24 protein-coding genes are annotated in these 25,846 nt (G+C 46.7%); 6 read left to right on the top strand and 18 right to left on the bottom strand.

Annotation, left to right across the window (positions count from 1 at the left end; all coding sequences use genetic code 11):
• Positions 1–335: 335 nt before the first annotated feature.
• From PMG25_RS10675 to PMG25_RS10700, 6 genes are all read right to left on the bottom strand, one after another.
• Positions 336–2,603, bottom strand: coding sequence for a hypothetical protein (locus tag PMG25_RS10675; RefSeq protein ID WP_283766885.1), 2,268 nt, complete (start codon positions 2,601–2,603; stop codon positions 336–338).
• 128 nt (positions 2,604–2,731) lie between these two features.
• Positions 2,732–3,058, bottom strand: a complete 327-nt coding sequence (locus tag PMG25_RS10680; RefSeq protein WP_283766886.1) for a 2Fe-2S iron-sulfur cluster-binding protein — start codon at positions 3,056–3,058, stop codon at positions 2,732–2,734.
• A gap of 201 nt (positions 3,059–3,259) precedes the next feature.
• Positions 3,260–3,553 (bottom strand): 2Fe-2S iron-sulfur cluster-binding protein, encoded by a 294-nt coding sequence (locus PMG25_RS10685; protein ID WP_283766887.1) that lies wholly within the window; start codon positions 3,551–3,553, stop codon positions 3,260–3,262.
• Between the two features lie 253 nt (positions 3,554–3,806).
• On the bottom strand, positions 3,807–5,324 hold the full coding sequence (gene trpE, locus PMG25_RS10690; protein ID WP_283766888.1) for an anthranilate synthase component I: 1,518 nt from the start codon (positions 5,322–5,324) through the stop codon (positions 3,807–3,809).
• A gap of 280 nt (positions 5,325–5,604) precedes the next feature.
• Positions 5,605–5,829 carry a hypothetical protein gene (locus PMG25_RS10695; protein WP_283766889.1) on the bottom strand — a complete coding sequence of 75 codons (225 nt, stop codon included), beginning with the start codon at positions 5,827–5,829 and terminating at the stop codon, positions 5,605–5,607.
• Positions 5,830–5,975: 146 nt separating this feature from the next.
• Positions 5,976–6,719, bottom strand: coding sequence for a DUF3120 domain-containing protein (locus tag PMG25_RS10700; protein WP_283766890.1), 744 nt, complete (start codon positions 6,717–6,719; stop codon positions 5,976–5,978).
• Positions 6,720–6,947: 228 nt separating this feature from the next.
• Here PMG25_RS10700 and PMG25_RS10705 point away from each other — a divergent pair, with 228 nt between their 5' ends.
• Positions 6,948–7,859: an undecaprenyl-diphosphate phosphatase gene (locus tag PMG25_RS10705; protein WP_430540959.1), complete on the top strand. Its 912-nt coding sequence runs from the start codon at positions 6,948–6,950 to the stop codon at positions 7,857–7,859.
• A gap of 3 nt (positions 7,860–7,862) precedes the next feature.
• Positions 7,863–9,200 (top strand): TIGR03279 family radical SAM protein, encoded by a 1,338-nt coding sequence (locus tag PMG25_RS10710; protein WP_283766892.1) that lies wholly within the window; start codon positions 7,863–7,865, stop codon positions 9,198–9,200.
• A 154-nt stretch (positions 9,201–9,354) separates the two neighbouring features.
• Here the strand turns inward: PMG25_RS10710 and PMG25_RS10715 are convergent, their stop codons facing one another.
• The 3 genes from PMG25_RS10715 to PMG25_RS10725 are packed head-to-tail and all read right to left on the bottom strand — an operon-like array spanning position 9,355 to position 11,038.
• Positions 9,355–10,347: a permease gene (locus PMG25_RS10715; RefSeq protein ID WP_283766893.1), complete on the bottom strand. Its 993-nt coding sequence runs from the start codon at positions 10,345–10,347 to the stop codon at positions 9,355–9,357.
• A 15-nt stretch (positions 10,348–10,362) separates the two neighbouring features.
• The gene (locus PMG25_RS10720) at positions 10,363–10,605 is read right to left on the bottom strand and encodes a thioredoxin family protein (protein WP_283766894.1); all 243 of its coding nucleotides are present in this window, start codon (positions 10,603–10,605) and stop codon (positions 10,363–10,365) included.
• Positions 10,598–11,038 carry a MerR family DNA-binding protein gene (locus tag PMG25_RS10725; RefSeq protein ID WP_283766895.1) on the bottom strand — a complete coding sequence of 147 codons (441 nt, stop codon included), beginning with the start codon at positions 11,036–11,038 and terminating at the stop codon, positions 10,598–10,600. The genes PMG25_RS10720 and PMG25_RS10725 overlap by 8 nt, the downstream gene beginning before the upstream one ends.
• A 153-nt stretch (positions 11,039–11,191) precedes the next feature.
• Between PMG25_RS10725 and PMG25_RS10730 the strand changes: the two genes are divergently transcribed.
• A complete protein-coding gene (locus tag PMG25_RS10730; RefSeq protein WP_283766896.1) occupies positions 11,192–11,860 on the top strand; it encodes a cytochrome b/b6 domain-containing protein in 669 nt (222 codons plus the stop codon).
• A 182-nt stretch (positions 11,861–12,042) separates the two neighbouring features.
• Positions 12,043–12,462, top strand: coding sequence for a peptidylprolyl isomerase (locus PMG25_RS10735; RefSeq protein ID WP_347178794.1), 420 nt, complete (start codon positions 12,043–12,045; stop codon positions 12,460–12,462).
• 274 nt (positions 12,463–12,736) lie between these two features.
• Here PMG25_RS10735 and PMG25_RS10740 read toward each other — a convergent pair whose 3' ends face one another.
• Complete coding sequence (locus tag PMG25_RS10740; protein WP_283766897.1) at positions 12,737–13,999, bottom strand: GTP cyclohydrolase II; 1,263 nt, start codon at positions 13,997–13,999, stop codon at positions 12,737–12,739.
• A 174-nt stretch (positions 14,000–14,173) separates the two neighbouring features.
• Here PMG25_RS10740 and PMG25_RS10745 point away from each other — a divergent pair, with 174 nt between their 5' ends.
• Complete coding sequence (locus tag PMG25_RS10745) at positions 14,174–14,671, top strand: ureidoglycolate lyase (RefSeq protein ID WP_283766898.1); 498 nt, start codon at positions 14,174–14,176, stop codon at positions 14,669–14,671.
• Positions 14,672–14,707: 36 nt separating this feature from the next.
• On the opposite strand, the gene PMG25_RS10750 is transcribed toward PMG25_RS10745, so the two are convergent.
• From PMG25_RS10750 to PMG25_RS10785, 8 genes are all read right to left on the bottom strand, one after another.
• Positions 14,708–16,204, bottom strand: coding sequence for a UDP-N-acetylmuramoyl-L-alanyl-D-glutamate--2,6-diaminopimelate ligase (locus tag PMG25_RS10750; RefSeq protein WP_283766899.1), 1,497 nt, complete (start codon positions 16,202–16,204; stop codon positions 14,708–14,710).
• A gap of 290 nt (positions 16,205–16,494) precedes the next feature.
• Positions 16,495–17,664, bottom strand: a complete 1,170-nt coding sequence (locus PMG25_RS10755) for a TauD/TfdA family dioxygenase (protein WP_283766900.1) — start codon at positions 17,662–17,664, stop codon at positions 16,495–16,497.
• A gap of 76 nt (positions 17,665–17,740) precedes the next feature.
• Positions 17,741–18,769: a D-alanine--D-alanine ligase family protein gene (locus PMG25_RS10760; protein WP_283766901.1), complete on the bottom strand. Its 1,029-nt coding sequence runs from the start codon at positions 18,767–18,769 to the stop codon at positions 17,741–17,743.
• A complete protein-coding gene (locus PMG25_RS10765) occupies positions 18,770–20,134 on the bottom strand; it encodes an ATP-grasp domain-containing protein (RefSeq protein WP_283766902.1) in 1,365 nt (454 codons plus the stop codon).
• A 13-nt stretch (positions 20,135–20,147) separates the two neighbouring features.
• Positions 20,148–20,498 carry an aspartate 1-decarboxylase gene (gene panD / locus PMG25_RS10770; protein ID WP_347178795.1) on the bottom strand — a complete coding sequence of 117 codons (351 nt, stop codon included), beginning with the start codon at positions 20,496–20,498 and terminating at the stop codon, positions 20,148–20,150.
• A gap of 135 nt (positions 20,499–20,633) precedes the next feature.
• Positions 20,634–21,467: an O-methyltransferase gene (locus tag PMG25_RS10775; RefSeq protein ID WP_283766904.1), complete on the bottom strand. Its 834-nt coding sequence runs from the start codon at positions 21,465–21,467 to the stop codon at positions 20,634–20,636.
• Between the two features lie 13 nt (positions 21,468–21,480).
• Positions 21,481–22,839, bottom strand: a complete 1,359-nt coding sequence (locus tag PMG25_RS10780; protein WP_283766905.1) for a sedoheptulose 7-phosphate cyclase — start codon at positions 22,837–22,839, stop codon at positions 21,481–21,483.
• Positions 22,840–22,959: 120 nt separating this feature from the next.
• The gene (locus PMG25_RS10785) at positions 22,960–24,435 is read right to left on the bottom strand and encodes a CoA-acylating methylmalonate-semialdehyde dehydrogenase (protein WP_283766906.1); all 1,476 of its coding nucleotides are present in this window, start codon (positions 24,433–24,435) and stop codon (positions 22,960–22,962) included.
• A 366-nt stretch (positions 24,436–24,801) separates the two neighbouring features.
• Between PMG25_RS10785 and PMG25_RS10790 the strand changes: the two genes are divergently transcribed.
• Positions 24,802–25,650 (top strand): DUF4114 domain-containing protein, encoded by an 849-nt coding sequence (locus PMG25_RS10790; RefSeq protein WP_283766907.1) that lies wholly within the window; start codon positions 24,802–24,804, stop codon positions 25,648–25,650.
• Positions 25,651–25,846 lie beyond the last annotated feature (196 nt).

Consider the following 25,846-nt stretch of genomic DNA (forward strand, 5'->3'; position numbering starts at 1 on the left):
CAGGAGAATAAGCCACATCATATCAAGTCCGTTGGATCAGTTATAGTAAGTCATTGCGTTAGCGAAGCTTGCGCGAAGCGCGAATGGAACGAAGTGGAATGAAGCAATCTCCCTTATCCCGGTAAACTCGGCGTTTCCGCTTCGCGGACATGAAAAGCGAAGCTTGCGCGTTTCCGCTTCGCGGACATGAAAGCGAAGCTTGCGTGAAACGTAAAGCGCGAATGCTTCCCTGCGGTCGCAATGACAACTATTCAAACGGACATGATATCATTCAAATTCAACAAACAGACCCTGCCCACCCTACTGTTCTGGTCTAACCCAATAAGGATTGGAGATTAATACACAAAAATATTGGTATTACTAAAGCTACCCACCGAGGGACGACCCGGAGCATTCAGAACCGCTAGGGGTTGATTATTCAAAATACCGCCAGCCGCCGAACCATTATTATCAAAGAACAAGTTGCCTTGGGAATCGTAAATAAAGCGGAACTGGTCACCATTTTCAGCATTCTCATAGGCCGATGGCGGATTAGCCGGGTTAAAGGCAGAATTCGATAAGAACAAGCGTCCTTCTGACAACTGTCCTGCCGTCAGACCAGCCCCAAAGGTATCAGCATTAATCAAAATCACACTACTGCTGCCAAAGCCTTGGATAACATCCGTGCCTTCATCTAGGAAGCTATACACATAATAATCTTGTCCGGACACTCCATTAAGCGTATCGGGGCCTTGTCCTCCAAAGAACAAGTCGCTAGAGCTACTGCCTCGGAAACTCTCCGGTAGGACTGTACCGGCGACTAAACTCCCGGTAATTGGAGTGGGAACGGCCGGTGCGGTCAGTCGGGCAATACCCCGTCCGGTATTATCAGGAGGACTCGTCAAGCGCAGAGTGGTATCCTGAGTGATACTCAAGCTGGTTTCATTGTATATACCCGGAGCAACGATGATCGTATCTTGACCCGATACACCGGGAGTCGGGAAGCTATCATCCTGATTATTGGTGAGAATTTGATCCGTTCTGGCCGCGCCTACAGTGCTATAGACATTAATCGTGGCTTCGTCAGAAACTCTGCCTCCAGTATTGGTTGCACGTACCACCAAGCCAAAGGGCCCATTGCCGCCAGGAGCGCTATTGAGGGTGATATTCCCATTGGCATCAATACTAAAGTTCGTGCTAGAAGCACCTCCGGTAACGCGGGAAATTTCATAGGATTGAATGCCGTCATTATCGGAGGATTGAATTTGTCCAATCGCTGTTCCGGGTTGGGTTCCGTTTGTACTCGAATTACTGACGGTCAGAACTTCTCCGCCGACTAATTGAGGTGCAGTGGGGGGCTGAGTGCCGGGGGTTGGGGTTGGGGTGGGAGTCGGAGTAGGAGTCGGCGTTGGGGTGGGAGTGGGCGTTGGGGTGGGCGTTGGCAGTTCAACGGTGACAAAATCTGTTTCGTTAATCAGAGCAACATTGACGTTTTGCAAGACCATTAAATAATCACCGAGGACGGGGCCGGTTTCCCCACCTGCGTTAATAATCTGACGAATGACCACATCATTGGCATTGTCTCCGGTTCCTTGGGTGATAAACAGATCGCTAAAAGTGAGTCCACCGCCTAAGCCGATTTTGTCTTCTTTGTTTACGTCTGCATCAACAAAGAAGTCGGTAACAATATCTGCACCGGAGATCTGGAAACTACCGGAGTCGGGAGCGATCGCAAAGGTATCTCGTCCTGCACCACCGAGCATAATATCAGCGCCCGTACCCCCAAAGAGGAAATCATTACCGGCTACGGTATTATCGGCATCTCCAGCTAGGGCATCATTACCGGCATTGCCTTGTAGGGTATCATCGCCGCGATCGCCAGACAGAAAATCATTTCCATCTCCCCCTTCAATCTGATCTTCATTTTGTCCCCCAAACAGGGAATCATCACCTGGATTTCCCAGCAGGGTATCATTTTCCGTACCGCCAGCCACAAAATCTGCACCATTACCACCCAGGAGACTATCAGCACCGGCTTCGCCGACGACTACATCATCATCATTATCTCCAAAAATAGTATCGCTATCATTCCCGCCAAAGAGAAAATCAATTCCTTGACCCCCTCGGATACTTTCTAAGCCATCTCGGCCTTCAATCGTATCGTTGCCTAAATCTCCGAATAGACTATCATTTCCTTCACTACCGACCAGATAATCATCATCTTGGCCGCCATAAATGAGATCGTTACCTCCATTCCCATCAATGGCATCTACACCCGTTCCCCCAAAGAGCAAATCATTAAATGTTCCGCCAGAGATCTGATCGTTACCCGGCCCTCCCAGGATTAAATCAATACCATCGCCTCCAGCCAGGAAATCATCTCCAAAGTCGCCTGAGATTTCATCGGCTTCTGTGCGGCCAAAGATGGTATCGCTGTCTTGGCCCCCAAATAGGGTATCTTTACCTGGCCCACCATCGATCAAATCATTATCTTGATGACCCAAGATCAGATCATTAAACCCTCGTCCATTTAGGGTATCATTACCTTGAAAACCTGAGATGATATCCCCTTGTTCACTTCCGTCGAGTAAATCTGGGCCGGGGGTTCCATTAATCGTTGGCATGGTTGAGCCTCCTCACAACTGAAATTTTAAGAGATTAAGACCTTCATCCCATTAAAGCAAACTTAGCTCAGTTCAGGGTTAATTGGGAGTGAAGGGAGAGTGTAATGGAGTTCACCCGGCTTAGAGAGTTAATAGAGTTCTTCTTCTTGGTTAGTAATAATCGTACAGTCTGCCTTAGCATAGGCCACGCAGGTGAGGACATAACCTGCTTCCATTTGCTCATCGGTTAAAAAGGACTGGTCAGTTTGATCTACCAAATCTTCTGGATAGGTTTTCTCTGGCAATACGAGCTTACCGGCACAGGTGGAGCAAGCTCCGGCTTGACAGGAATAGGGAAGATCGACTCCTTGATCCTCTGCTGCGACTAAAATGTATTCATCTTCGGGGACTTCAATAATTTCGTCGAGTTCTTCTTCTTCGTTAATCAGTCGAACGCTGTAGGTTTTTGTTGCCATTTCGCTCTTTCCTAGTTAAAGGTAGGGATGAATTAACATCCTCATGAGGATGAACTACCCAACTAGATTCCCCATCACCTTTTGGGTTAAAGGGGTATTTGGGGAGTCTAGGGGGTTTCTTGGGTATAAAAAAACTCTTTGAGGCTACAAATCCTAGAGCCATGTAGGTTAGTATTCTACAGGGTTCTAGATCTCAAAGAACTAGCCCAGTTCTTCTTCCTTATGGGTTTCAATCGTGCAATCCGATGTGGGTTTAGCAATACAGGTGAGAACCCAACCTTCTCCAATTTGATCGTCATCGAGGAAGGATTGATCTTCTTGGTCAACCGTACCAGAGACAACTTTACCTGCACAGGTAGAGCAAGCACCGGCACGGCAGGAGTAAGGCAGGTCAAAGCCTTGTTCTTCAGCAATGTCTAGAATAATTTCGTCTTCAGGGCAGTCTATTACTTTTTCGCCATCAGGGGTGACTAATGTGACTTTGTATGTAGCCATGGTGTTACTCCTCAGAGATTGGTTGAATGAGTATAAGCTTGATTAATACAAACGATAGCCAGGGTATTGGCTGAACCGTTTGTAAGATTGCTTGTCTTCCTTCTTGATATTACGGGATTTTGGACAAATTGCAAGCAAAATTTAATCAACAATTTGAATCAGATCGGTGATTTGATTTTCTAATTCCTTATACTTCACCCCTCCAGTCCGTAGTTAAGATCACAGTTTTTGCTGTTCGGCTTCTAGGGCAATCTTAAGGATGCAAGCATTGAATGGCTTGTAACAAGCCTTTGGCTTTATTGAGGGTTTCTTGGTATTCGTTCTGGGGCACAGAGTCGGCGACTAGACCGGCTCCGGCTTGAACGGATAAGGTTTGATCCTGTACGACCATGGTTCTAATGGTAATGGCGCTGTTAAGTTGTCCTTCAAAGTCGTAGTATCCGTATACACCAGAGTACGGGCCGCGCCGATCGCCTTCAAGTTCGTGAATAATCTCCATGGCGCGAATTTTTGGGGCCCCACTGACGGTTCCGGCGGGAAAACAGGCTTTGAGTAAATCCCAGGCTGTGTGGTCTTTCCCCAGTTCCCCGACGACATTGCTAACAATATGCATGACGTGGGAATAGCGCTCAATGACCATCAGTTCATCAACGTTGACTGTGCCACTTTTACAGACTCTGCCCAAATCATTGCGCCCTAAATCCACTAACATCACATGCTCGGCGATTTCTTTGGGATCTTGTAAGAGTTCGGTGGCTAAAGCTTCGTCTTCTTCTGGGGTAGCACCACGGGGACGGGTTCCGGCAATGGGTCGGACAGTGGCGAGGGTTGTGCCACTGGGGTCTTTTTCGGCTTTGACCATCACTTCTGGAGAAGAGCCGATCAGTTGCCAGGAGCCAAAGTTAAAGTAGGCCATGTAAGGCGAGGGGTTAATCAGTCTCAGGGAGCGATAGAGGTCAAAGGGTTTACCCTTATAGGCGGTACTCAGACGCTGGGAGAGGACGACTTGAAAGATATCGCCAGCCAAAATATAGTCTTGGGCGGCTTTGACGTTGCTACAGAAGGCTTCTGGGGTAATGTTGCTGTTGTAGGAGAGGGTAGAATCTGGGTTAATCCGGTTGGGGGGTGTCCATTCTAGGGAAAGATGTTTGCGCGAGAGGGGTTTGTTGAGTTTCTTGACGAGGGATTTGATGCGATCGCACCCGTTCTTATAAGCTTTTTTCAATTTAGTCTTCGGATCGCGCACATCTACATAGGCGATCGCCCAAATCTTGCGCTTCACCTGATCGAAAATCAACAGATGATCCACCTGCATCCAAATGCCATCGGGTAGATCCGTCTTTTCCCCTTCATGGACGGGAACTGTCGGTTCGATCCAACGAATCAGCTCATAGCCCCAAAACCCAAATAACCCCCCAATTCCAGGAGGCAGTTGGGGCAGTTTGACGGGATGATAGGGTTCTAAACAGTCGGCTAAATGCTTGAAGGGATCGCCTTGAAATTCTGTTTGAGTGCCATCTCGGAAGGTTTGGGTGGTGCGATCTCCTCTTGCTTCTAAAATCCATAGAGGATCGCAGCCTAATAAACTGTAGCGACCGATTTTTTCTCCGCCTTCGACTGACTCTAACAAAAAGTTGTAGGGGCGATCGGCACAAACCTTATACCACGCCGAAACCGGGGTTTCTAAGTCAGCAACCCATTCCTGACATACGGGAATAAAATTACCTTGTTGGGCAAGCTGTTTAAATTCGGAAAAATCGGGGTAAATCATGGATCGAGAGGTGATGGAACAGGATTGGCCATCCAAGGATATCCTGCTTATGCTGAATCTCAATCATATCGCGCTTTGCGCTGGTAATGGGTAATGGTAACCCGTTAAGGTTGTCGGTGAGGGGGAGGCAAGAGGCAATAGGCAATAGGCAATAGGGGGGAGGCAAGAGGCAATAGTCCATAAATAGTGTGAGCTAATTCATTTAACTCTATATTTAGAACTTGACAAAATGCATATTGTCTTAACTTGTCACCATTGGGTAATGGGTATTCAGGATTTTCTACTCTCCGTCTATGACTGAGAGTTCATCCGTCAGTTTTAAGCGTCCTCGATAATAGGAATGGATCAGGCGATCGATGGCGTGTTGTTCTTCTTCCGTCAGGTTTTGCTCTAAAATCGCTGCCATCAGTCCATATCGGTCAGCTTGGGTTAATTCGCGCTTGGTATAGGCTTGAACGATCAGATCGCTAAGGGCGCAGGGGAGGAGATTTAAGGAGAATTCCATGGCTCAGTTGTAAGATGACACTCTAAAGGAGCTTTAATGTCATTGTCCTTTGTTTTTCCTCTGGGTTACGTGATGACGGGGGAAATTAATTGTGAGTTCTATCACTATTAGAGCGCTTTGTTAGCTCTGTATCATTTGAATTGATCTTAGGCGCACACAGCAGCCACCCAGAAGAGTCCATCTACAACTAGGGTACTTAGGACTGCACCGCTAAAGGCCCACCATGGTATTGATGTGGATCGCAGGGGAATTAAACCGAGCAGCAGCAGGAGCATGACTAGCACTCCGGCCCAAAATCCCCCCCAGGGGGTATAGATTTGGGCGATCGCCTCTTGAAAGACGGGACGGACAAATTCGGGTTCGACTTGCATCAGGTGTCGCCAATGGGGGATTAAGTTCACTAAATAAAAGTAAATATCCGTGATCGCTGTCCCCACAAGAGAACCCAGATAGAAGAAATGACCGATTAATCCCCAAGAATTCCCAGAGCGTCTACAGCGTAAAATGAGGTCGAGTAAAACGAAGGGGAGGGCGATCGCCTCAATGGGTAAATGATAGACCGGTTCCCACCGTAACCACCCCCAATAGATCGAACCGGCTAACCAACTCCAACTAAATCCTAAGCACAGATCGCCCCAAAGCTTGCCCCAAGGCTGTCTCATCAACAGCAGACTTAAGCCAATCCAGAATAGGGTCATTACAAAACTTAATTCTGGGAAGAGTCGCACTAATGGAGCTTGGAAGAATACAGGAACAATCACCAACCCCCCAGATGCCAGCCAGATTTGCCACTGTTGAGGGAGTGCCAGGCCTTTCAACCACTCTTTTACAGGATTTGGGGCTGACTTGGATGTTGAGGAAGAGTAGGGGGGGAAGGTTTGTTGAACCACAATTAAGCTTCGTTACTTAACTTTACATTGTTTAAGATATCAGATTTTCTAATTCTGTGTATTGAATCTGAATATCCCCCCAGGGGGGATACGTCCATGATAACCGATCGCCAGAGAAATGAAAGCCACAAGCGACAATCCCCTGTTTTTGGCAATAATGGGACAGTTCTTCATCAAGGATTCGTGATGCTCAAAAAAAGTGGCGATCGCCCCCTCCTGCTAGGGCTGATGTTCCTATCCGCCCTACTTTTACCCACCCTCGCCCAAGCCCAAGCACCCACAACAAACACTGTTTCCGGGCAACTCAACATCTTTCAAGCCTTCATTTTAGGGCTGGTACAAGGCATGACGGAATTTATCCCCATCAGCAGCACCGCTCACCTGAAAGTCGTTCCCGTGGCGCTCGGATGGGGCGATCCGGGGGTTGCCTTCTCTGCCATCATTCAACTGGGCAGTATTGGCGCGGTTCTCTGGTACTTCTGGGACGATCTCAAGCAACTCACTCTAGGAGCAATTGAAGCCATCCAGAAAAAAGACTATCAGGCTAATCCTGTTCGCATGGTATTGGGAATAGCGATCGGAACCCTACCCATTGTTATTATCGGCTTAGGGGTTAAACTATTTGTACCCAACTTCGACGAATCTCCGATACGCAGACTCTCCTCTATTGCGATCGCCTCCATCGTCATGGCCATCCTACTCGGATTAGCCGAACAATGGGGCAGCCGCAAACGGGACTTCGATCGCCTCGGAATGCAAGACGGCATCCTCATGGGATGTGCCCAAGCTCTCGCCATTATCCCCGGCGTTTCCCGCTCCGGTTCAACCATTACCGCCGGATTATTCATGGGATTAGAACGCGCCACCGCCGCCCGCTTTTCCTTCCTCCTCGGCATTCCCGCCATCACCCTCGCCGGATTAGTCGAACTCGTCGGACTACTCGACGAAGGACTTGCAGGAGTGGGCATATTTCCCCTGATTGTCGGCTTAATCTCCTCCGCCTTCTTCTCCTATATCGCCATTGCCTGGCTGATTCGTTTCCTCCAAACCCGTAGCACCTGGCTCTTCATCTGGTATCGTCTTATTTTTGGCATCGTTATCCTAATCGCCATCAGCACCCAACTGATCCCGAACAGCTAAACCATGAGTACCATCCGTCCCGCCAAAATCTCCCAAGTTCTCCCCGACTCCATCGCCGCCGAGATCGGCTTTGAACCCGGTGATGCGATCGTCTCCATTAACGGTACAAATCCGCGAGACTTAATTGATTATCAATTTTTATGTACCGATGAAATCCTCGATCTAGAAGTTCTCGATCTCAAAGGCAAAACCCATCACATTGAAATTGAAAAAGACTACGATCAAGACCTGGGTTTAGAATTTGAAAACGCCCTCTTTGACGGCTTAATTCAATGCAATAATCGCTGTCCCTTCTGCTTCATCGATCAACAGCCCCCCGGAAAGCGAAAAAGCCTCTACCTTAAAGATGATGACTATCGCCTCAGTTTTCTCTACGGCAGTTATTTAACCTTAACCAACTTATCAGATCGGGAATGGAGCCGCATCGAAGCCATGCGCCTCTCTCCCCTCTATGTTTCCGTTCATGCCACTGAACCCGAAATTAGAAGCAGACTCTTAAAAAATCCCCGCGCCGGTGAAATCTTAAAACAACTCGAATGGTTCCAAGAACGGCGCTTACAAATTCATGCCCAAGTGGTCGTTTGTCCCGGAATTAATGATGGAGAACACCTAGAACAAACCCTTTTAGATTTAGCCCAATTTCATCAAGGAGAAGTTCCTACAGTAGCTTCAATTGCCGTGGTTCCCGTAGGCTTAACTCGGTTTCGCCCCACAGAAGACGAACTGATTCCGGTAACCGTGGAAAAGGCCCAAGAAGTGATTAAGCAGGTGCAACAATTACAGGATAAATTTCAACAGGAAAAAGAGGCTACGGTTGTTTGGTTAGCTGATGAATGGTTTTTAATCGCCGGATTGGATTTACCACCTGAATCCCATTATCAAGATTATCCCCAGATTGGTAATGGAGTAGGGTCAATTCGGTTATTTATTCGAGAATTTGAAGAGAAAATCCAAGAAAGAATGATTTCTGAAGTTTCTCCCCCTAAAACTTTATCTTGGGTGGTGGGTAACACAGTCGAGAAAGCGTTTACTCCCCTGGTAGAACAATTAAATAAAATATCAGGCTTAACGATTCAGTTACAAGCGCTGAACAGCGACTATTGGGGGCAAGAAATGACGGTTACCGGTTTATTAACGGGGGAAGATTTGCTGCATAAATTATCGGGGAAAGACTTAGGCGATGGTATTTTATTGCCCACGGTGATGTTAAAGCATGGAGAAACCTGTTTTTTAGACGATCGAACCGTGGAAGAGGTGGAAGAAAAGTTAGGCGTGCCGATTTTTCTGGTGGAAGATATTGATGCTTTGCTAAATATAGCGCTTTCCGCTTCGCGGACATGAACGCGCTAGGGAATAGGGAATAGGGAATAGGGAATAGGGAATAGGATTGTGGTACATTTGAATCGCCCTCAATCTGCCCTTACACAACACTCAGAGGGACTTTCTTGCTCATTACTCATTACTTAACAGCGCAAAGCGCTATATAGCCATCAATCTAAACAGTTAACACCTGATTAAACAAGTAACCTACGCTAATAATTCCCACGGTCATCAAGGTGACAAAAACGGCTAATAATTGAGGGCGAAGTACCTTCCGCAAAATTACGATTTCGGGCAACGATAGAGCGGTGACTGCCATGGTAAAGGCTAATACTGTGCCTAAAGGAATTCCTTTGGTCACCAAGGCTTCACTAATGGGCATCACTCCGGCAATATTGGCATACAGGGGCACACCGAGAATAACGGCAATTGGTACAGCTAAAGGATTATTTGCACCGGCGAATTCGCTAATAAAGGAGGTGGGGGCATAGCCATGAATGCCTGCACCAATGGCAATACCAATGACTACATAAATCCAGACGGATTGGATAATTTGACTGGACTGAGACCATCCTTGATTAAATCGTTCCTTCCAAGTCAGATGGGAGATTGAACCATCTTCTAGGGGGACAGATTGATCGGCTGCGGGCAGTTGCCAAACAAAGGATTCTACCCATTGCTCTAATTTTAGTTGGCCGATAATATATCCAGCCGCGATCGCCAAAATAACCCCAAAGCCAATATAGATCAGGGTGACCTTAAAGCCAAACAATCCCCAGAGCAACACCACTGCCACTTCATTCACCATGGGGGCAGAAATGAGATAGGAAAAGGTGACTCCTAGGGGAATTCCTGCCGTCAAAAAGCCGATAAACAAGGGAACTGCCGAACAGGAACAAAAGGGGGTAACAATTCCCACTAGGGCGGCCAAAACATTACCACTGAATCGGCGTTTTCCGGCTAACCAATGGCGTACATGCTCCGGTTGTAAAAAGCTCTGAACTGTACCGACGAGAAAACTAATGACGATCAGTAAAGTGAGAATTTTGGGCACATCATAGAGGAAAAACCGCAAGCTCTCGCCGAGGTGGGAGTCGAGGGGAATTCCCAATAGATGAGTAACGATTTGAACAGCGAGCCAATCGAAGGGATAAAAGGGATCGAACATGGGTAAGATTTCCCTCTAATTTTGCAAGAACGGTTTAATTTCTTCTGCACTCATGACTTTACCTTTGGCGACGAGTTTCCCGTTTACCATTAGAGCTGGAGTGGAGAGGACTCCCCGCTTGGCAATTTCGATCGCGTCTTTAATGTGTAAAATTTCTGCATCCAGACTGAGATCGGCGATCGCCTGCTTCGCATTCGCTTCTAACTGCTGACATTTTTTACAGCCGGTTCCTAAAACTTCCACTTGAATCTTACTCATCATTTGACTCCTGAGTGAATCGATCTATCGGTTTAGTCTTATATGCCGTATCTAAAACAATACACTCTCGATCAGTGATGTCTAGATTTTGGGCACAATACTTCACCAATGGGGTTAACTGATTATGCAGAGCTTGTAACTGTTGAATCTGCTGTTCAATCTCGTTAAGTTTCTTACAGAGGCGCTCATGTACGGCTTGACAAGTGAGCGATCGCCCATCCTTAAGCGAGAGAATATCCTTAATCTCATCTAAACTAAGTCCCAAAGCTTTCACTTGCACAATAAAAGCCAGACGTTCTATATCGCTCTGACTAAACAAGCGATAGCCTGCTGCGGTGCGCTCCGGAGGAGGAATTAATCCGATCCGCTCATAAAAGTAAAGGGTTTGTGGATTAATGCCTAAAGTGCGCGATACTTCGCCGACTTGAAACATAGATCTCACTTCGTTACCAGCTCAATAGCTCTACTCTAAACCCTATAGTCGAGTATAAAGTCAAGGCCTTGAGCCAACCCGATCCTTAGCACGGAGTCAACCGTAATCAATTTTGCTATAGTTGAAGCGAAATAGAGTGAATCCTTTTTGCTTATGCCCAGGTCTATTCCCTACCAACCTGTTCTCCTGCGAATCTTACATGGTGGCAGTGCCCTTCTCGTCATTTTGGCTCTGATTTCTGGGTTTTGGGTTTATAACACCTATGATGGGCGTTGGGGTAGCCTACCTTTACCCAACCTATCGGATACCCAAGATATTCACGGCACGATCGCCGTTACCTTCCTGCTTCTCCTCCCTATCTTTGCCCTCTATAGCTTCCACATTGGCTATCATCGCCTGATCCAGGAGCAAGCTTTCAACCCCTTAAAACAGGTGGGTAAACCGGTTTGGTGGATCTTTATGCACCGTTTAGCCAATACCTTCATGTTACTGGCCGCCACTTTCGCCGTGATTACCGGTAGAATGATGGAAGAAGAATGGCTTCCGGCTGGAGAAATTAACCGCCCTTGGTATTTAGCCCATTTAGTTTCATGGTTGATTGTCTTCCTGAGTTTAGCTCTACATTTGCTCCTGGCAGCTAAAGTCGGGGGAGTGCCCTTACTGCGATCGATGTTGCAATTCTCCCGGCGCGATCGAGATACCCCTAAATCTTGGTTACGAGGTCTGAGAAAAATATCCTCTAGTCGGCTTTTCCAAGGAGTAGAAATTATGGTCATGGGGGGCATTATTTTGGCTTTTCTGCTCCCCGTCTTCGCTTCCTAATATCAATTAAAAATTAAAAATTTTCATGTCGGCGACAGCCGAAAAAATTAAAAATGGGTAGACTCAAGTGCGATCGCCTGCCTTGTCTAGCATTTCCCCATTCTCCTGCCCAGATCTATTCTAGAACGACCCAATTTGTGATAGGGTAGAAAGGTTGTATAAATTCCCCTCAAGGAGAAGCTATGACCCGCGCCATTATGGAAACCGAAAAAGGGACAATTAACCTAGAATTGTTCGATCAAGATGCTCCTAACACGGTTAAAAACTTTGTCGAATTATCCCAGAAAGGATTTTATGATGGACTGACTTTCCATCGGGTCATTGATAACTTTATGATTCAAGGCGGCTGTCCCCTAGGAACGGGAACCGGCGGCCCCGGCTACAAAATTAAGTGCGAAATTAATGATAATAAGCATGTGGCTGGAACCCTATCCATGGCTCACGCGGGTCGGGATACGGGAGGCAGTCAGTTTTTTATTTGCCACGCTCCCCAACCCCATTTAGATGGTGTACATACCACATTTGGTCAAACTCAAGATATGGATGTGGTGAATGCTATTCGTAAGGGAGATAAGATTATTTCGGTGAAAATCGAAGAGTAGGGAATTAGGGAATAGGGAATAGGGAATATCGCAAACCTAAATGAGTTATGTAATGGCTGCCCCTCATCCCCCTACCCCCCTTCGGCTTCGCTCCCTTCGACTTCGCTCAGGGCAAGCAGGGCGGCGCTTCTCCCGCGGGAGAAGAGGGAAAACAGTCCCTCTCCCTTGGGAGAGGGATATAGGGAGAGGGCATTTCCCGTTGCACAACTCATTTAGACTAGCGATAGATAATAGGTAATTAATTGTCTATCGCCCCATCTTCCTATCTCCAAAATTATCCCTCTAAACCGCGACCTAGGGTTTGCTCTAGCATCTCTACATCCGGAACTTCTTCCGGTGCATAATATCCGGCTGCTCGTTTGGCTGTTATTTCCACTTGGGCATCCTTCGGGACTAACTCAGGGGGAATTGGAACCCGCTCGATGACTTCAATGCCGGAGTTGGTAATGGCATCATATTTCATGTTGCTCATGGACACTAATCGGTCAATGCGGGTTATGCCTAACCAGTGTAGGACATCGGGCATAAATTCCTGAAAGCGCATATCTTGGACTCCGGCGACACATTCGGTGCGCTCAAAATAGGCTTTGGCGCGATCGCCTCCTTCTTGACGTTTGCGAGCATTATATACCAAAAACTTCGTAACTTCACCGAGGGCGCGTCCCTCTTTCCGGAAGTAAACAATCACCCCTAGACCCCCTTCTTGGGCGGTGCGAATACAGACCTCGATACCATGGGCAAGATAGGGGCGACAGGTGCAAATATCGGAGCCAAAGACATCAGAACCGTTACACTCATCATGGACACGGACGGCGATGGGGCGATCGCGATCGGAAATTGCCCTTAAATTTCCAATTAAATACACCGTCATTCCGCCAATTGGAGGTAAATATAATACCAAATCCGGGCGAGTCACCAACTCTGGAAACATGCCCCCTGTCTGCTCAAATAAAGCTTGACGCAGATCCATTTCCTCGACTCCAATGCGTTTAGCGATTCCCGGTAAATACCACACCGGCTCGATCGCCGCTTTAACCACCACTAAATCCCCACCCTCCTTGAGAATCTTGCCATCCGCTTGCAACCGTCCCTTACTCACCGCTTCCTGAAGTTCCGGCATATTAATATGAGCTTGAGTAATGGCGATCGTCGGTCGAATATCAATCCCCTGTTCATAAAATTGGGTATAAATTTCACCTACACGAGCGCCAAAGGGGTCTAGGGAGACAATCTTATCCGGATCGCTCCAACTGGGATGGGGGCCAATGTCAGCCACCGGTGCAGTATTGGTTAAATCTGCTCGATGTTCCGGGTTCAGGGCTTGACGAGCGACAGCTAGGGCGCGATAAATGGCGTATGATCCGGAGTGAGTTCCAATCACATTGCGGTGAGCTGGATTGGTTAATGTGGCAATCACCGGCCCTCTAGCAATGGGATCGGCATTTCCCCAATCAACGGCGATCGGTTTTGTCCCACTGCTGCGAGGATGGGACGTGAGGACAATGGGTTTAGACTTACGACGAGTTGAATCAGCCATAGAGACCAGGGAAGAATGGACAATCGACAGTTGTATACCGTATTGTGTCACGATTTTAGAGACTGGGGCAGAAAATTGCCCGGCGATCATGCGACCCATCGTTCGCGATCGCCTTCACCAGAGGTTTAAACTAGGAATATCTCTATCTGAAATCTAGCCAACTCTCCTTTTCTGATGACCCAAACCCAGAAAAAACAAACCCTTTCCGCACCCTGGATCGCCCCAGAAACCTTTGCACCCTACGGTCAAGTCATCTGGGCTACTGACGATGGCAAGCCCTATGATGATCGAGATGCTCAACTGATCCTCGATCGCGGAACCCCCCGATTTTACATCATGCGCTTGCACCACAACGGGCGCAACTTTGCCACCATCACCCGTCATCAACAGTGTACCCAATGCCTGGGAGCGCTTGAAGGTAAAGATTGGTTTTTAGGGGTTGCTCCACCGAGTAAAACCCCCCAACCCGACCTAGAGCAGATCCGCGCCTTTCATATTCCGGGTAACTGCTTCGTCAAACTCCATCTGGGAACCTGGCACGCTGGCCCTTATATTGACCATGATATCGTCGATTTTTATAACCTAGAATTAAGCGATACCAATATTACCGACCATCAAACCTGCGATCTGAGTTCAGCCTATGGCGTAAGTTTTGAAATCATGGATCTTTAGGGTTTTTTTTCCGTCCCAAGGGCGCGATCGATGGGATTATGAGTTTTGAATGGTTCGCTCGCCTAAAGCTAATCTAGCCTGCTCTCGGTCATCAAAGTGAATCTTTTCTGTGCCTAAAATTTGATAATCTTCGTGACCTTTACCGGCAATTAAAACCCCATCACCCGGTTTAGCTTCGAGGATCGCCTGACGAATGGCTTGGGCCCGATCGCCAATGACAATGGGTTCGGCCGATTCGGGAATTCCGGCGATAATATCTTGCAAAATTTGCTCCGGGTTTTCCGTGCGCGGATTATCGGAAGTCACCACCGGCACATCGGCTAATTCGGCGGCAATTTTACCCATGATCGGGCGCTTTGTGCGATCGCGATCGCCTCCACAACCAAACACGCAAATCATCCGCCCTGGAATAAAGGGACGGGAGGCCTTAAGTAAATTCTCTAAGCTATCGGGGGTATGGGCATAGTCTACAATCACCGTAATCTCTTGATCCGGGGTCACGCTCACGCGCTCCATCCGTCCCGGCACGCCCAAGAAGTCAGGTAAACTCGATACCATAGTTTCTAAAGAAATGCCCAGATGCAAGCCAGCGCCAATGGCTGCCAACAGATTCGACACATTAAATTGACCCACTAAGGGCGACTCAAAGGCAATCTCACCTTGAGGCGTATGTAAGATTCCTTTCACCCCTTTGGGCTGATATTCTAAATCACTCGTCCACAGGGACGCGGAAGAATCATGAAGGCTATAGCTCCAAACCTGTTCCTGGGGTAAGCGCTCAATCAACCGTTGTCCGTAGGGATCGTCACCATTAATAATTGCTTTTCCTTTTAAGTAATCTGGACTAAACAGCAGGGCCTTGGCTTCAAAATAATCTTCCATGCTGGGATGATAGTCCAAATGGTCTTGGGTCAAGTTCGTAAACACAGATACTTGAAAGGGACAGCCCCAAACCCGTTTTTGCTCTAAAGAATGGGAACTGACTTCCATGACTCCATATTCACATCCGGCTGCGACAGCTTGGGAGAGCTGTTGTTGTAAAGTGACGGCAAAGGGGGTAGTATTCACCGCCGTTTGATGATATCCCGGCCATTTGGCGTAGAGGGTTCCCAGAAGGGCCGTGGGCTTTTGTCCGTGGGTTAAAAAGGCTTCAATTAGATGGGTGGTGGTGGTTTTGCCATTGGTTCCCGTTACCCCCACTAGCTTTAAATTCTGGGCAGGATAGTTATAGAACGCGGCGGCCACTTCTGGGCACACCTTGGCCATATCTGCACCGGAAATCACACAAGCCTCTCCGGGAGGATGCTTACTGAGTGCAGATTCCGAGACGATCGCCGCGATCGCCCCCGCAGCCACAGCACTCGGCCAAAACTCTCCCCCATCCACACGGGTTCCAGGCATTCCGATAAACAGATCTCCAGCTTGACAAGAGTGGGAATTCGTGCTTAATCCTTTTACGTCCAGGTCTAAAGCCGGGTGTGTAGAGACTTGCCCTAATTCACTCACCTTAGTCAGCAACTCACGTAATTTCATCTGTCAGCCCTCCTCACAGAAATATCCTTTGGCATTTGCACGGGAATTGTTACTTACTATAACGTCAGTTTGGGTTAAGCGATCGTTGACAAGAGGGACTCGCAGTCGAGGGAAAATCCGTTGTTTCGATGGCCAGAAGTTCCTAGCATTGAGGATTGGGCTGGGTCTGAGAAGGGTCAAGGTTAGCCAGTGTGTACCCATCATCTTGGGCGATCGCCGTGGGGAATCCAGTAATCATGATGAAAACAACTCACCCTCTCATAAACTAGCCACAATATAGTGCTATCCCATTAGCTCAACTCCATATTTGTGACTTGACAATAAGCAGGGTTCATGCTGCGAATATCGCACATATTCCCGAAAGCAGTCAGAATTTTTCGGGGCAGTCGAGTATTGAGGCGACTGTGAGCCACTTGTAAGTTATCTATCACTAAAAGATCTCCCTTTTCCCACGGAAATACGGCGGCATTTCTCCATTCCGCTTTCCCTAACTCTTTTGCCTCTGCTTCTGTCAGTTTAAGGCAGTTGCCTTCTTCACCAACAAAGAATGTATTTAGCTTACTGTATTGGGATGTAGAATCATCAACAACAGTTGCTTTTTCTGTTCGTATTTGCTCTAACATTTGATATAACTTAGAAGGCATAAAATTGTAATAAATCCTTTTCATTAATCTATACCTTGGCAGAATACTTCGATACCATTCCCTGCTTACTAAGCAATCACAAATACTGATACCAAAGCATAGTCTTCCTGTTCTTGGGTGAGAAAAAACTGGGATATAAGAGCATTCAAAATAAAGAGAACCGTCGTCTTTCCAGTCAAAACAAAATCCCCCATTTTGGAGTAATTTTGTGATCTCCTCTCGCGATTGTTTCTCAAACACCATACCTAATAAACTCTTGGGAACAAATCGCACATATTTCTGAGCCAAGTTCGCTATTTTGTATTGAAACGAAGGAAATAAATCATTAAAAACTTTTTCTGTGTTTAGAATAGGAGTCTCTCCATATAGATCGGGTTTTGTTTGACAGAAAAAAGCTAAAACACTCGGTCTTATCGATACCATATTTAATTCATTATGAGGCATAACAATCAAATTGGGAGGTGCTTCAGAAGACGTAAACACCTTATCCGTTATTCGCAATCTTTGAGCGCTACCAAAGTGATAATATTTTTCCAGTTCAACCTTAAGTAGCTCTAGAATACTTTGAAATTGTACTCCAGATTCTACTTCAAAGCCCCGGAACAAAATCGCTCCGTAGGTATCTCGCTGTTGATTAAACCAATCACTATTTTCCCTAACGAGTTTAGACAGGACGGGGAAAGATCTTTCCTTGACTGGCTCTATGACTAGAGGCAGTTCTTTTTCATCGCTCATTATACTTTTTTCATCATCGCGCAAAAAACGTACTTTAATATTGGATGACAGAGGATTTGGGGGATGTTCAATTGTTTTCATAGACTCAAACCTGACTCTAATCGATTACCTATTCTCTAGCCTGTTCTGCTGTACATCTGCTCCTTAGTTTGAACGTTCAATATGCCTTAAACAACGAACTCCCGGCTACACGAGTCCGCCGTGCTACTCTGTGCCATAACTCTAATACCACCTCCTCCAAGTTTTGCCCATCCGCCTCCACCATCCGGGAAATCATACCAATTTTCCCAAACGACCAAAACAAACCCGCTTCCAGTAAATAGGGTTCATCGGTTTGAGCATGTACCCGAAAATCATACAGAGAATAGTCACGACATCCTAAAGCAACATGGGCTTGCTTGGCAGCATCAGCCACCCTCTCAAATAACTCTGGAGCCACATCCGCAGGACAAACCGGTTTAACCGGCGAATTTCTAGGTTGTCTATGGGGAGTTCCATCCGATCGCAGCTCATACTTATCGGTTACAGTTCTAATAGGATGCTCCTCACTCACCAAATACTCAATCATCGGCGGAACCCATAACTCTCCCTTACGCTCAATCACCCCTACCCGCAACTCCCGCCCAGGGATATACTCTTCCGCTAACAGCACCTCATCATGTTCAAACCCCACTTGCAAAGCTTCAGAGATTTGCTCTTCTTTCCACACCAACGTTAACCCTAAAGAATTATCTTCTGAGCTGGGTTTAACAATTAAGGGAGGCTCTAGAGTAACCTTAGAACCTCGACGTACAACTTGCCCTTTCGCCACAGGAACCCCAGCCGCAGATACCACACTTTTAGTATGAGCTTTATTCGCTGCCAAAGCAGTACAATGACATGGAGAACCCACCACCGGTAAACCCAAAATATCCTCAAACAATGCCCGAAAACTCGTCATTCCTGGAAAACAAAACATATGGGGAACCACCAGATCAATCTCAGGTAATCGGGCAATCATTTCCTGGAATGATATTTTTTCTGATAGGTTTTCTAATGAAGTTCCCCACTGCCAGAACCCATCTGGGTTAACGACTGCATAGTAACTGTTAACCCCTAAAGGCTGTATTACTTCTTTGGCATAAATGAGTGAGAGATTGTGATAAAATTCCGAGACGCGAGAACCGGATAGGTGTAAGACTTGCATTTAATCTCCATCTAATTCCACTAATTTGCCAATATTAAAATCGATTCTTACCCAACCCTTCATTTTTTGTAAATTTTGCAAGAGCAGGATAGGAACTTGCCAATGATGCACCATCAAAAAGGGCAAGGGGTCGCGGGTTTGAAAAATGCCATCTGTGCCTTCGAGCATACGCTTCATCCAAGCCTTCAATTGCTCAAAAGATCGAATTTTGGTCAGTCGCCACAGTTCATGATACGTCCAGTAGGTAGGTTGACTATCCGGTAGGGGAAAAATGGGGTTTTCGGTTGCATTTTCGGGGTCTTTGAGATAGGCATCTGCCACTCCGGGATGATCGTGAAAGGTGGTAATAGCTGAGTGAGTTCTCGGATTGCATTCTAGGGGATAAACGCCTCCATCTTCGGTTTTAATAAAATCAAAGGAGATTTGCCCAGTCAGATTTAATCCGTTGACAAAGGTTTGCACCCAATCATAAATTTCAGCTTCTTCTACAAGGTAATAATTGACTTGAAATTCTGAGGATTCACAGCAACAATGCAGTCTTATTTTACCATTTCTGACGGTGCTATGGGTGCAATATTCTTTCCCTTGAATGAATTCTTGCATAATCCAAGGTTTATCTTCACTAATGGGCAATTTTTTCAGGAACGCTTCCAAGTCTGCTTGAGACTTCAGGGGTAACTTGGTCATATCCAAACGGCGCACGGAGTCATAGGGAATGCTTTTGAGGATGTATTGACTTCCATCTTGTACAAAATCAAAATCAAGAATTTGCTTAGGGTGAGTCATCAAAAAAGATTTGGGGACAGATAAACCGAGGCTTTTGGCTTTTTCAATAAAGGTAAATTTATTATCTAATAGCTTAGTGTTCTCTAGATCAAAATGAAAAACCTCACAATAGGGGGATAAAATAGGTTTGAGCATTGATTCATAATAGCTACCGGTAGGACTTGATACGGGAATAAATATATCGATGTTTTCTTTTTGGACAATTTCTAATACGGCTTGCTGATACTCTGGCCAGTTTTGCTCAGGATTGGGAACGGTATAAAATCCTTTGATGGCATTAGAAAAGCGATTTCCTGAGAGCCAATACTTATGGGTTTCTAAAAGAAAAACACGATGTCCTGCTTGATGGAAGGAGCGAGCGAGTTGCAGAGATTTTGTCATCTTTGCGCCTGAGATTAATATATTCTGGGTGGGTTGAGGAGAGTCTTGATGTTGAAAGTATTGCCGGAACCCAGAACATACCCATCCCGGCAATACTTTGCATAAATTGAAGGGTAATAAAATCGCGAGTAATGCCAGAACTGCAAGGTTCTGAAACAGAGCAGATATGCGCGATCGGATTAATAAGATTAATGCCATATTATTATAAACCTTAGTTTAGGGGATTATTATTGTCATCGACTAAAATGACTTTAGGATGATGTAATAAGGCTTCTTCTTCTGTCATTTGAGCATAAGCAATAATAATGACTTCATCCCCGACTGAGTTCATCCGAGCGGCTGGGCCATTCAGACAAATTGTCCGACTTCCCCATTCACCGGGAATAGTATAAGTTTCTAGACGAGAACCATTGTTAACATTGACAACTTGTACTTTTTCATAGGCAAGAATATTGGCTTTTTTCAACAGTTCTTCATCAACGGTAATTGAACCTTCATAGTAGAGTTGAGCTTCTGTGACTTTGACTCGATGAAGTTTGCTTTTAAGCATGGTGATTAACATGATGTTAGGACTCTATAGGATTCAGATTATATAGCGGTTTTTCGCTTTATGCAGTATGTTTTGATCCCCCTAAATCCCCCTTAAAAAGGGGGACTTTTAATGACTCTAAATCTCTCTTAAAAAGGGGGACTTTCGCTACTTTCGGCGAATAATAGTCAGTCCATCGCGCAGGGGAAGCAACACCTGCTCTATTCTGGGGTCTTGGGTGACGAAATGATTAAATTGGGCGATCGCCTCTCCATTGGCGCTGCGCTGTTCCGGTTTCAGGTAAGGTTGCCCTTGCAGCAGGGTGTTATCCACAAAGATCCAGCTCTTTTCGGCTAATAGAGAAGTATCTAACAGCGTTTGCAGATACTGAATGTATTTGCCCTTATCGGCATCAATAAATACAAAATCAAAGGATTCTCCCGCCTCAGCCAACTCTTTCATGATGTCCAAAGCTGGGCCAACTTTGACGGAGATTTTTTTACCATCGGCCGACTGCTGAAAACAGGTTTGGGCAAATTCGGCTACATAGGGGTCAATTTCACAGGCAATCACCTGTCCATCATCGGGTAAAGCTTCGGCCATGGCTAGGGCAGAATAGCCGGTAAACATGCCAATCTCTAGGATACGCTTTGCACCAGTCATGGAGACAAACATCTTTAGGGTTTGCCCTTCCAGATGGCCAGAGAGCATTTCTTGCTCTAACTGACGCACAGTTTCGCCATCGGAAAATCGCAGTTCCCAGGGTTCTTGACTGGTTTTTTGGGCCAGGTGGGCTAGAGCGGGGGATTCTGGGGTGGTATGGTTTTCGATATAAGGGTTGAGTCCAGCAGCGAGTTCGTAAGCGCGATCGATCCGCTCCATTAACTCGGTGGGAATATTGGCCGACTTTGCCTGTTTAGAAATGGCTTCTAGCTGCTCGACTAAAATTCCCAGGGGGGTTACAGCTCTAGGCTCCTGAATCTCTGGATGGGTATTACTCATTACCGTTTTTTCCTTACTCTAATCCGAGATCGCTCAAGTACATTTGCTCCCCTGCACCGCCATCGGGAAACTGACTACAGATGGCTTTATGCTCTGTTATGGCACGTTCCAACTGTTCCGGGGAAACCTCTTGTGCATAATCACAAGAGCCAATAGTTCCCTGGGGTAGGGGGGCCCAAAGTCCGCCTTGGCCGCGCTTGCGACGCATGTTTTTTTGCCCGGCTAACATCAGTTCTGTGTCTTCTAAGATGGGATGATAGACGGATAAACTGAGGGTGCGACAGAGGGCGATGATGCGATCGCGATCGGCAGCAGTAATCCAGTCTAATTCTGCTGCTAAAGTGGCCCCAAACGCCATACCAATGGTCACCGCATGGCCATGCATTAATTTTGCCGCCGGTTCAAACCTCGGACTCCAGGTGTGGCCGTAAGCATGGGGACGGTCTTGGTAGGTCTCGAACATATTCGTTCCCTCATGCTTCATATACGCATAGAGGGCATGATAAATCACTTCATCAGCAATTTTCTCTAACTTTGCGTCAGCATTAACCGTGGCGAAATGGGTTTCAATCAGGTCTACCCCATACTCTTCTAAGAGTTCAAATAACTCCCGGTCATCGGTCACGGCCATCTTAATAATTTCCGCCATCCCATTGCGGATATGACCGATGGGTAAAGTCCTAAAAAAACTCCGGTCTACTAAGGTGAGAACCGGAGGATGATACACGCCAATACTATTTTTAAATAGCTCCCCATTCACACAAGTTCGAGGGGAAGGGCCGGCATCAATGGCAGCGACAATGGAAGTGCCAATCATCACATAGGGGGTGCGCCGATGTTGCAAGGCACAGGCTAATCCAGCCACATCACTGAGAACCCCACCCCCCATGACTAAAACGGGTTCATTGCGAGAAACATCACAGCCTTCTTTACCTAAAAAATGGAGCAGTTGATGGACGGTTTCAGGCGTTTTGTCCGATTCCCAAGCGCGACAGACTTTGAGTTCTAAGGGAATTTGATGAACTTGGAAATAGTGGCGGAGTTCATCTCCATAGAGTTCATCAATGGTTTGATCGATGATGCTAATGCAGCGGCCGCATTCTCGATAAAGATTGGCTAAAATTGGGTTAGTTGGGTCTAAAACACCTTCAACTATTTTGACTTCTGCTTGTAAGGTGTAGGTGGCTGTAACGGTAAACGATCGCCGATTCGGTTCTTGTTCAATTTCGCCATACCCAGTATACCATTGTGACGTTTGATATCGTGAATCGTGGGGTCGCCAAATAAGCAGGTCAGGATCACTATCTGATCGAGAAGAGTTTAGGCGATCGCTTGTTGGGCGATCGGAATTTGAGAGAGACGGTGAAGCCATATATTTACGTTGGTATCTATGCTAAAGAACCCTGAAAAACCAATTTGATCTCCAAACATTTAGATCCATAAAGATTGACCAATCATATTGAAGAAGGGACTTTTTGTCAATTTGACCCACTTAAAATTCTCTTGACCAGGTTTTGGGCCAGCGTTCAATCACGACTTTAGTTTGCGTGAAAAATTCAACAGCATGACGACCTTGACCGTGTAAGTCGCCAAAAAAGCTTTCTTTCCAACCACTGAAGGGGAAAAAGGCCATGGGTGCAGCCACTCCGATGTTAATACCAATATTTCCGGCTTCGACTTCATAGCGGAATTTACGGGCGGAACCGCCACTACTGGTAAATAAACAGGCCATGTTGCCCCAGGGACTTTGGTTGATCAGGGAAATGGCCTCATCTAAGCTGTCCACATGCATTAAACCGAGAACGGGGCCGAAAATCTCCGTACTGGCGATCGCACTCCCAGCATTTACCCCATCTAAAATGGTCGGCCGCACAAAGTAACCCTTCTCGTAACCGGGAATGCTCGGATTTCTGCCATCTACCAGCAGTTGAGCGCCTTCCTGAGTGCCGCGATCGATGATTCCGTGAATTCTCTGTTGACTATTTTGGGTAATTACGGGCCCCATCTGGATGCCCTGATCCAGACCAAATCCGACTTTGCGCTCCGTGGCAGTTGTGGCGATCGCCTCCCGAAACTCATCTCGCACCGAACCAACCGTCAGGGCGATCGAAGCCGCCAAACAACGCTGTCCCGCACAGCCAAACGCACTATCAGCCACAATTCTCGTCGTCATCTCCAAATCCGCATCCGGCAACACAATAATCGGATTTTTCGCCCCCCCCTGACACTGCACCCGCTTCCCTTGCTCGGCTGCTCTACTATATATATAGCGAGCCACCGGACTCGAACCGACAAAACTAATCGCCCGAATTTGGGAATGATCCAAAATCGCGTCCACCGTCTCCTTCGCTCCATGGACTAAATTCACCACCCCCTTCGGCAGTCCCGTTTCCTCCAGCAGGTGAAACACCTTCTCCATCGTCAGGGGCACTTTCTCCGACGGCTTCACAATATAGGTATTGCCACAAGCGAGAGCATAGGGCATAAACCAAAAGGGAATCATCGCCGGAAAATTAAACGGCGCAATCACTGCTGCCACTCCCACCGGTTGCCGAATCATGATTTCATCAATTCCTTGGGCAATATCCTCCAGGTTATAACCCTGCATCAGAGTGGGAATGCCACAAGCCACTTCCACATTCTCAATGGCTCGCTGTAACTCCCCTTTCGACTCCTTCAAGGTTTTACCACACTCTAGGGTAATCGTCTGAGCCAGACTCTCAAAGTCTCGCTCTAGCAAACCCTTCAGCTTAAACAAATACTGAATTCTCTCTTGGGGGGGAACCCTGCGCCACTCCTGTTGGGCTACACTAGCTGCTGTTGCTGCCTCATCAACTTCAGTGGCTGGAGAAATCGGAACTTCGCCTAATATTTCCATCGTCGCTGGATTCATCACCGGCATTGATTCCGTTGCCCCAGAAACTCGCCACTCCCCATCGATATAGTTGTGTAGAGTCCCAATCCCCATACTTATCGCTCCTGTTCTTACGGTTTAGCTTCCCATTCCTCGACTCAATTATAGGATTTTACGCAAACTCTCCAGAGAAATTATAATTTGACTCCCGACAAACCGTTACATTTCTTCAATGTCTGTGAAAATAAGGAGCTATTTTTGGGATCTAGGGGGTCAACTTCACAGAATCTTTAAATTTGTGGTTTCTAATTTAAAGGTTCCGTGAATTCTGTGAAAAACTCTAGGCGATCTTCCGGGGGATTGTCTACGATGGGAATTGTCAACGAGGAAAGGAAATCGCGATCTCGTAAGATCCCTTTCAGTATCGCATCCTTGCTACTAGCTCTTACTTACATTACCCTTATTTAAGGAGAACCCTAAATGAAATCTCTAAATGTATCCCCCCAACGTCTCTTTGCTACTACTACTTTAACTGCAATAACCCTAGGCATAGCTGGCTTAACCAGTGGAAGCGCCCAAGCTGCTACATTCGGTGAAACCTGGGATGTTCCTGGCAAGCCTGAATACGCAGATTGTGTAGCATTAGGAGCAACCAGTTGCGACCTTCAAGACCTCTTTGATGCCCAAACTGTTAGCGGCCCTGGCATTGATGTTGTTGCTGACCAAACGGGTTACGAATGGTTCACCAACACAGCTACTGGAAACTCAACTGGCTCTTTCATGTTTGAAATTGCAGGTTTTGAAAACCACAACCAATTTGGTATCTACAACAAAGCCGGTGACATGATCGAGCTGTTTGGTGGGGTGAATGATGAAGGAGATTCAACCTATGTAACTTTCCTAGGAGATGGTAGTGTCAGTCGAGTCACTCAACAATTTGGCCCAGGAGCCAGCGATCCAACTCCTGTATTTGATATGTTTGCCGACTTCGGTAATGAATTCGGTTTCTACTTAACCAACAAGAAAGGGGAAACCTTCTATACTCAGAAGAGTAAAAATGGTGGAGATGAGCAAGCGGTGGTTTACCGGGGCGACAATGAAACGGTCATGGAGCTTTCTGGAAAAGCTCCTGGAGTCTTTACCGATAATGAGTTTATTATCGCCTTTGAAGACCTAGTTTTAGGTAACTCCGATTCAGACTACAACGATTTAGTCGTGATGATGGAATCCATTGAACCGGCTGATGTTCCTGAACCTTCTATGCTGCTTGGCTTGGGTGTTTTAGGTGCGAGTTTCTGGTCTGTTCGTCGTCGTCGCTCTCGCTCTTAATTGCTACGGTCATTGCCAATAATTTCTGGATTAGAGGATTATATCCAGATACCCTGTAGGGGCGAACGGCCGTTCGCCCCTACAAATTGTTTAAATGGTTTGTTGTACAGACCACTAATTTTTGATTTAGCAGGTAGCGGGTAATATAGCGCTTTCCGCTTCGCGGACATGAACGCGCTAGGGAATAGGGAATAGG

The organism is Roseofilum capinflatum BLCC-M114, assembly GCF_030068505.1.
Taxonomy (GTDB): Bacteria; Cyanobacteriota; Cyanobacteriia; order Cyanobacteriales; family Desertifilaceae; genus Roseofilum; species Roseofilum capinflatum.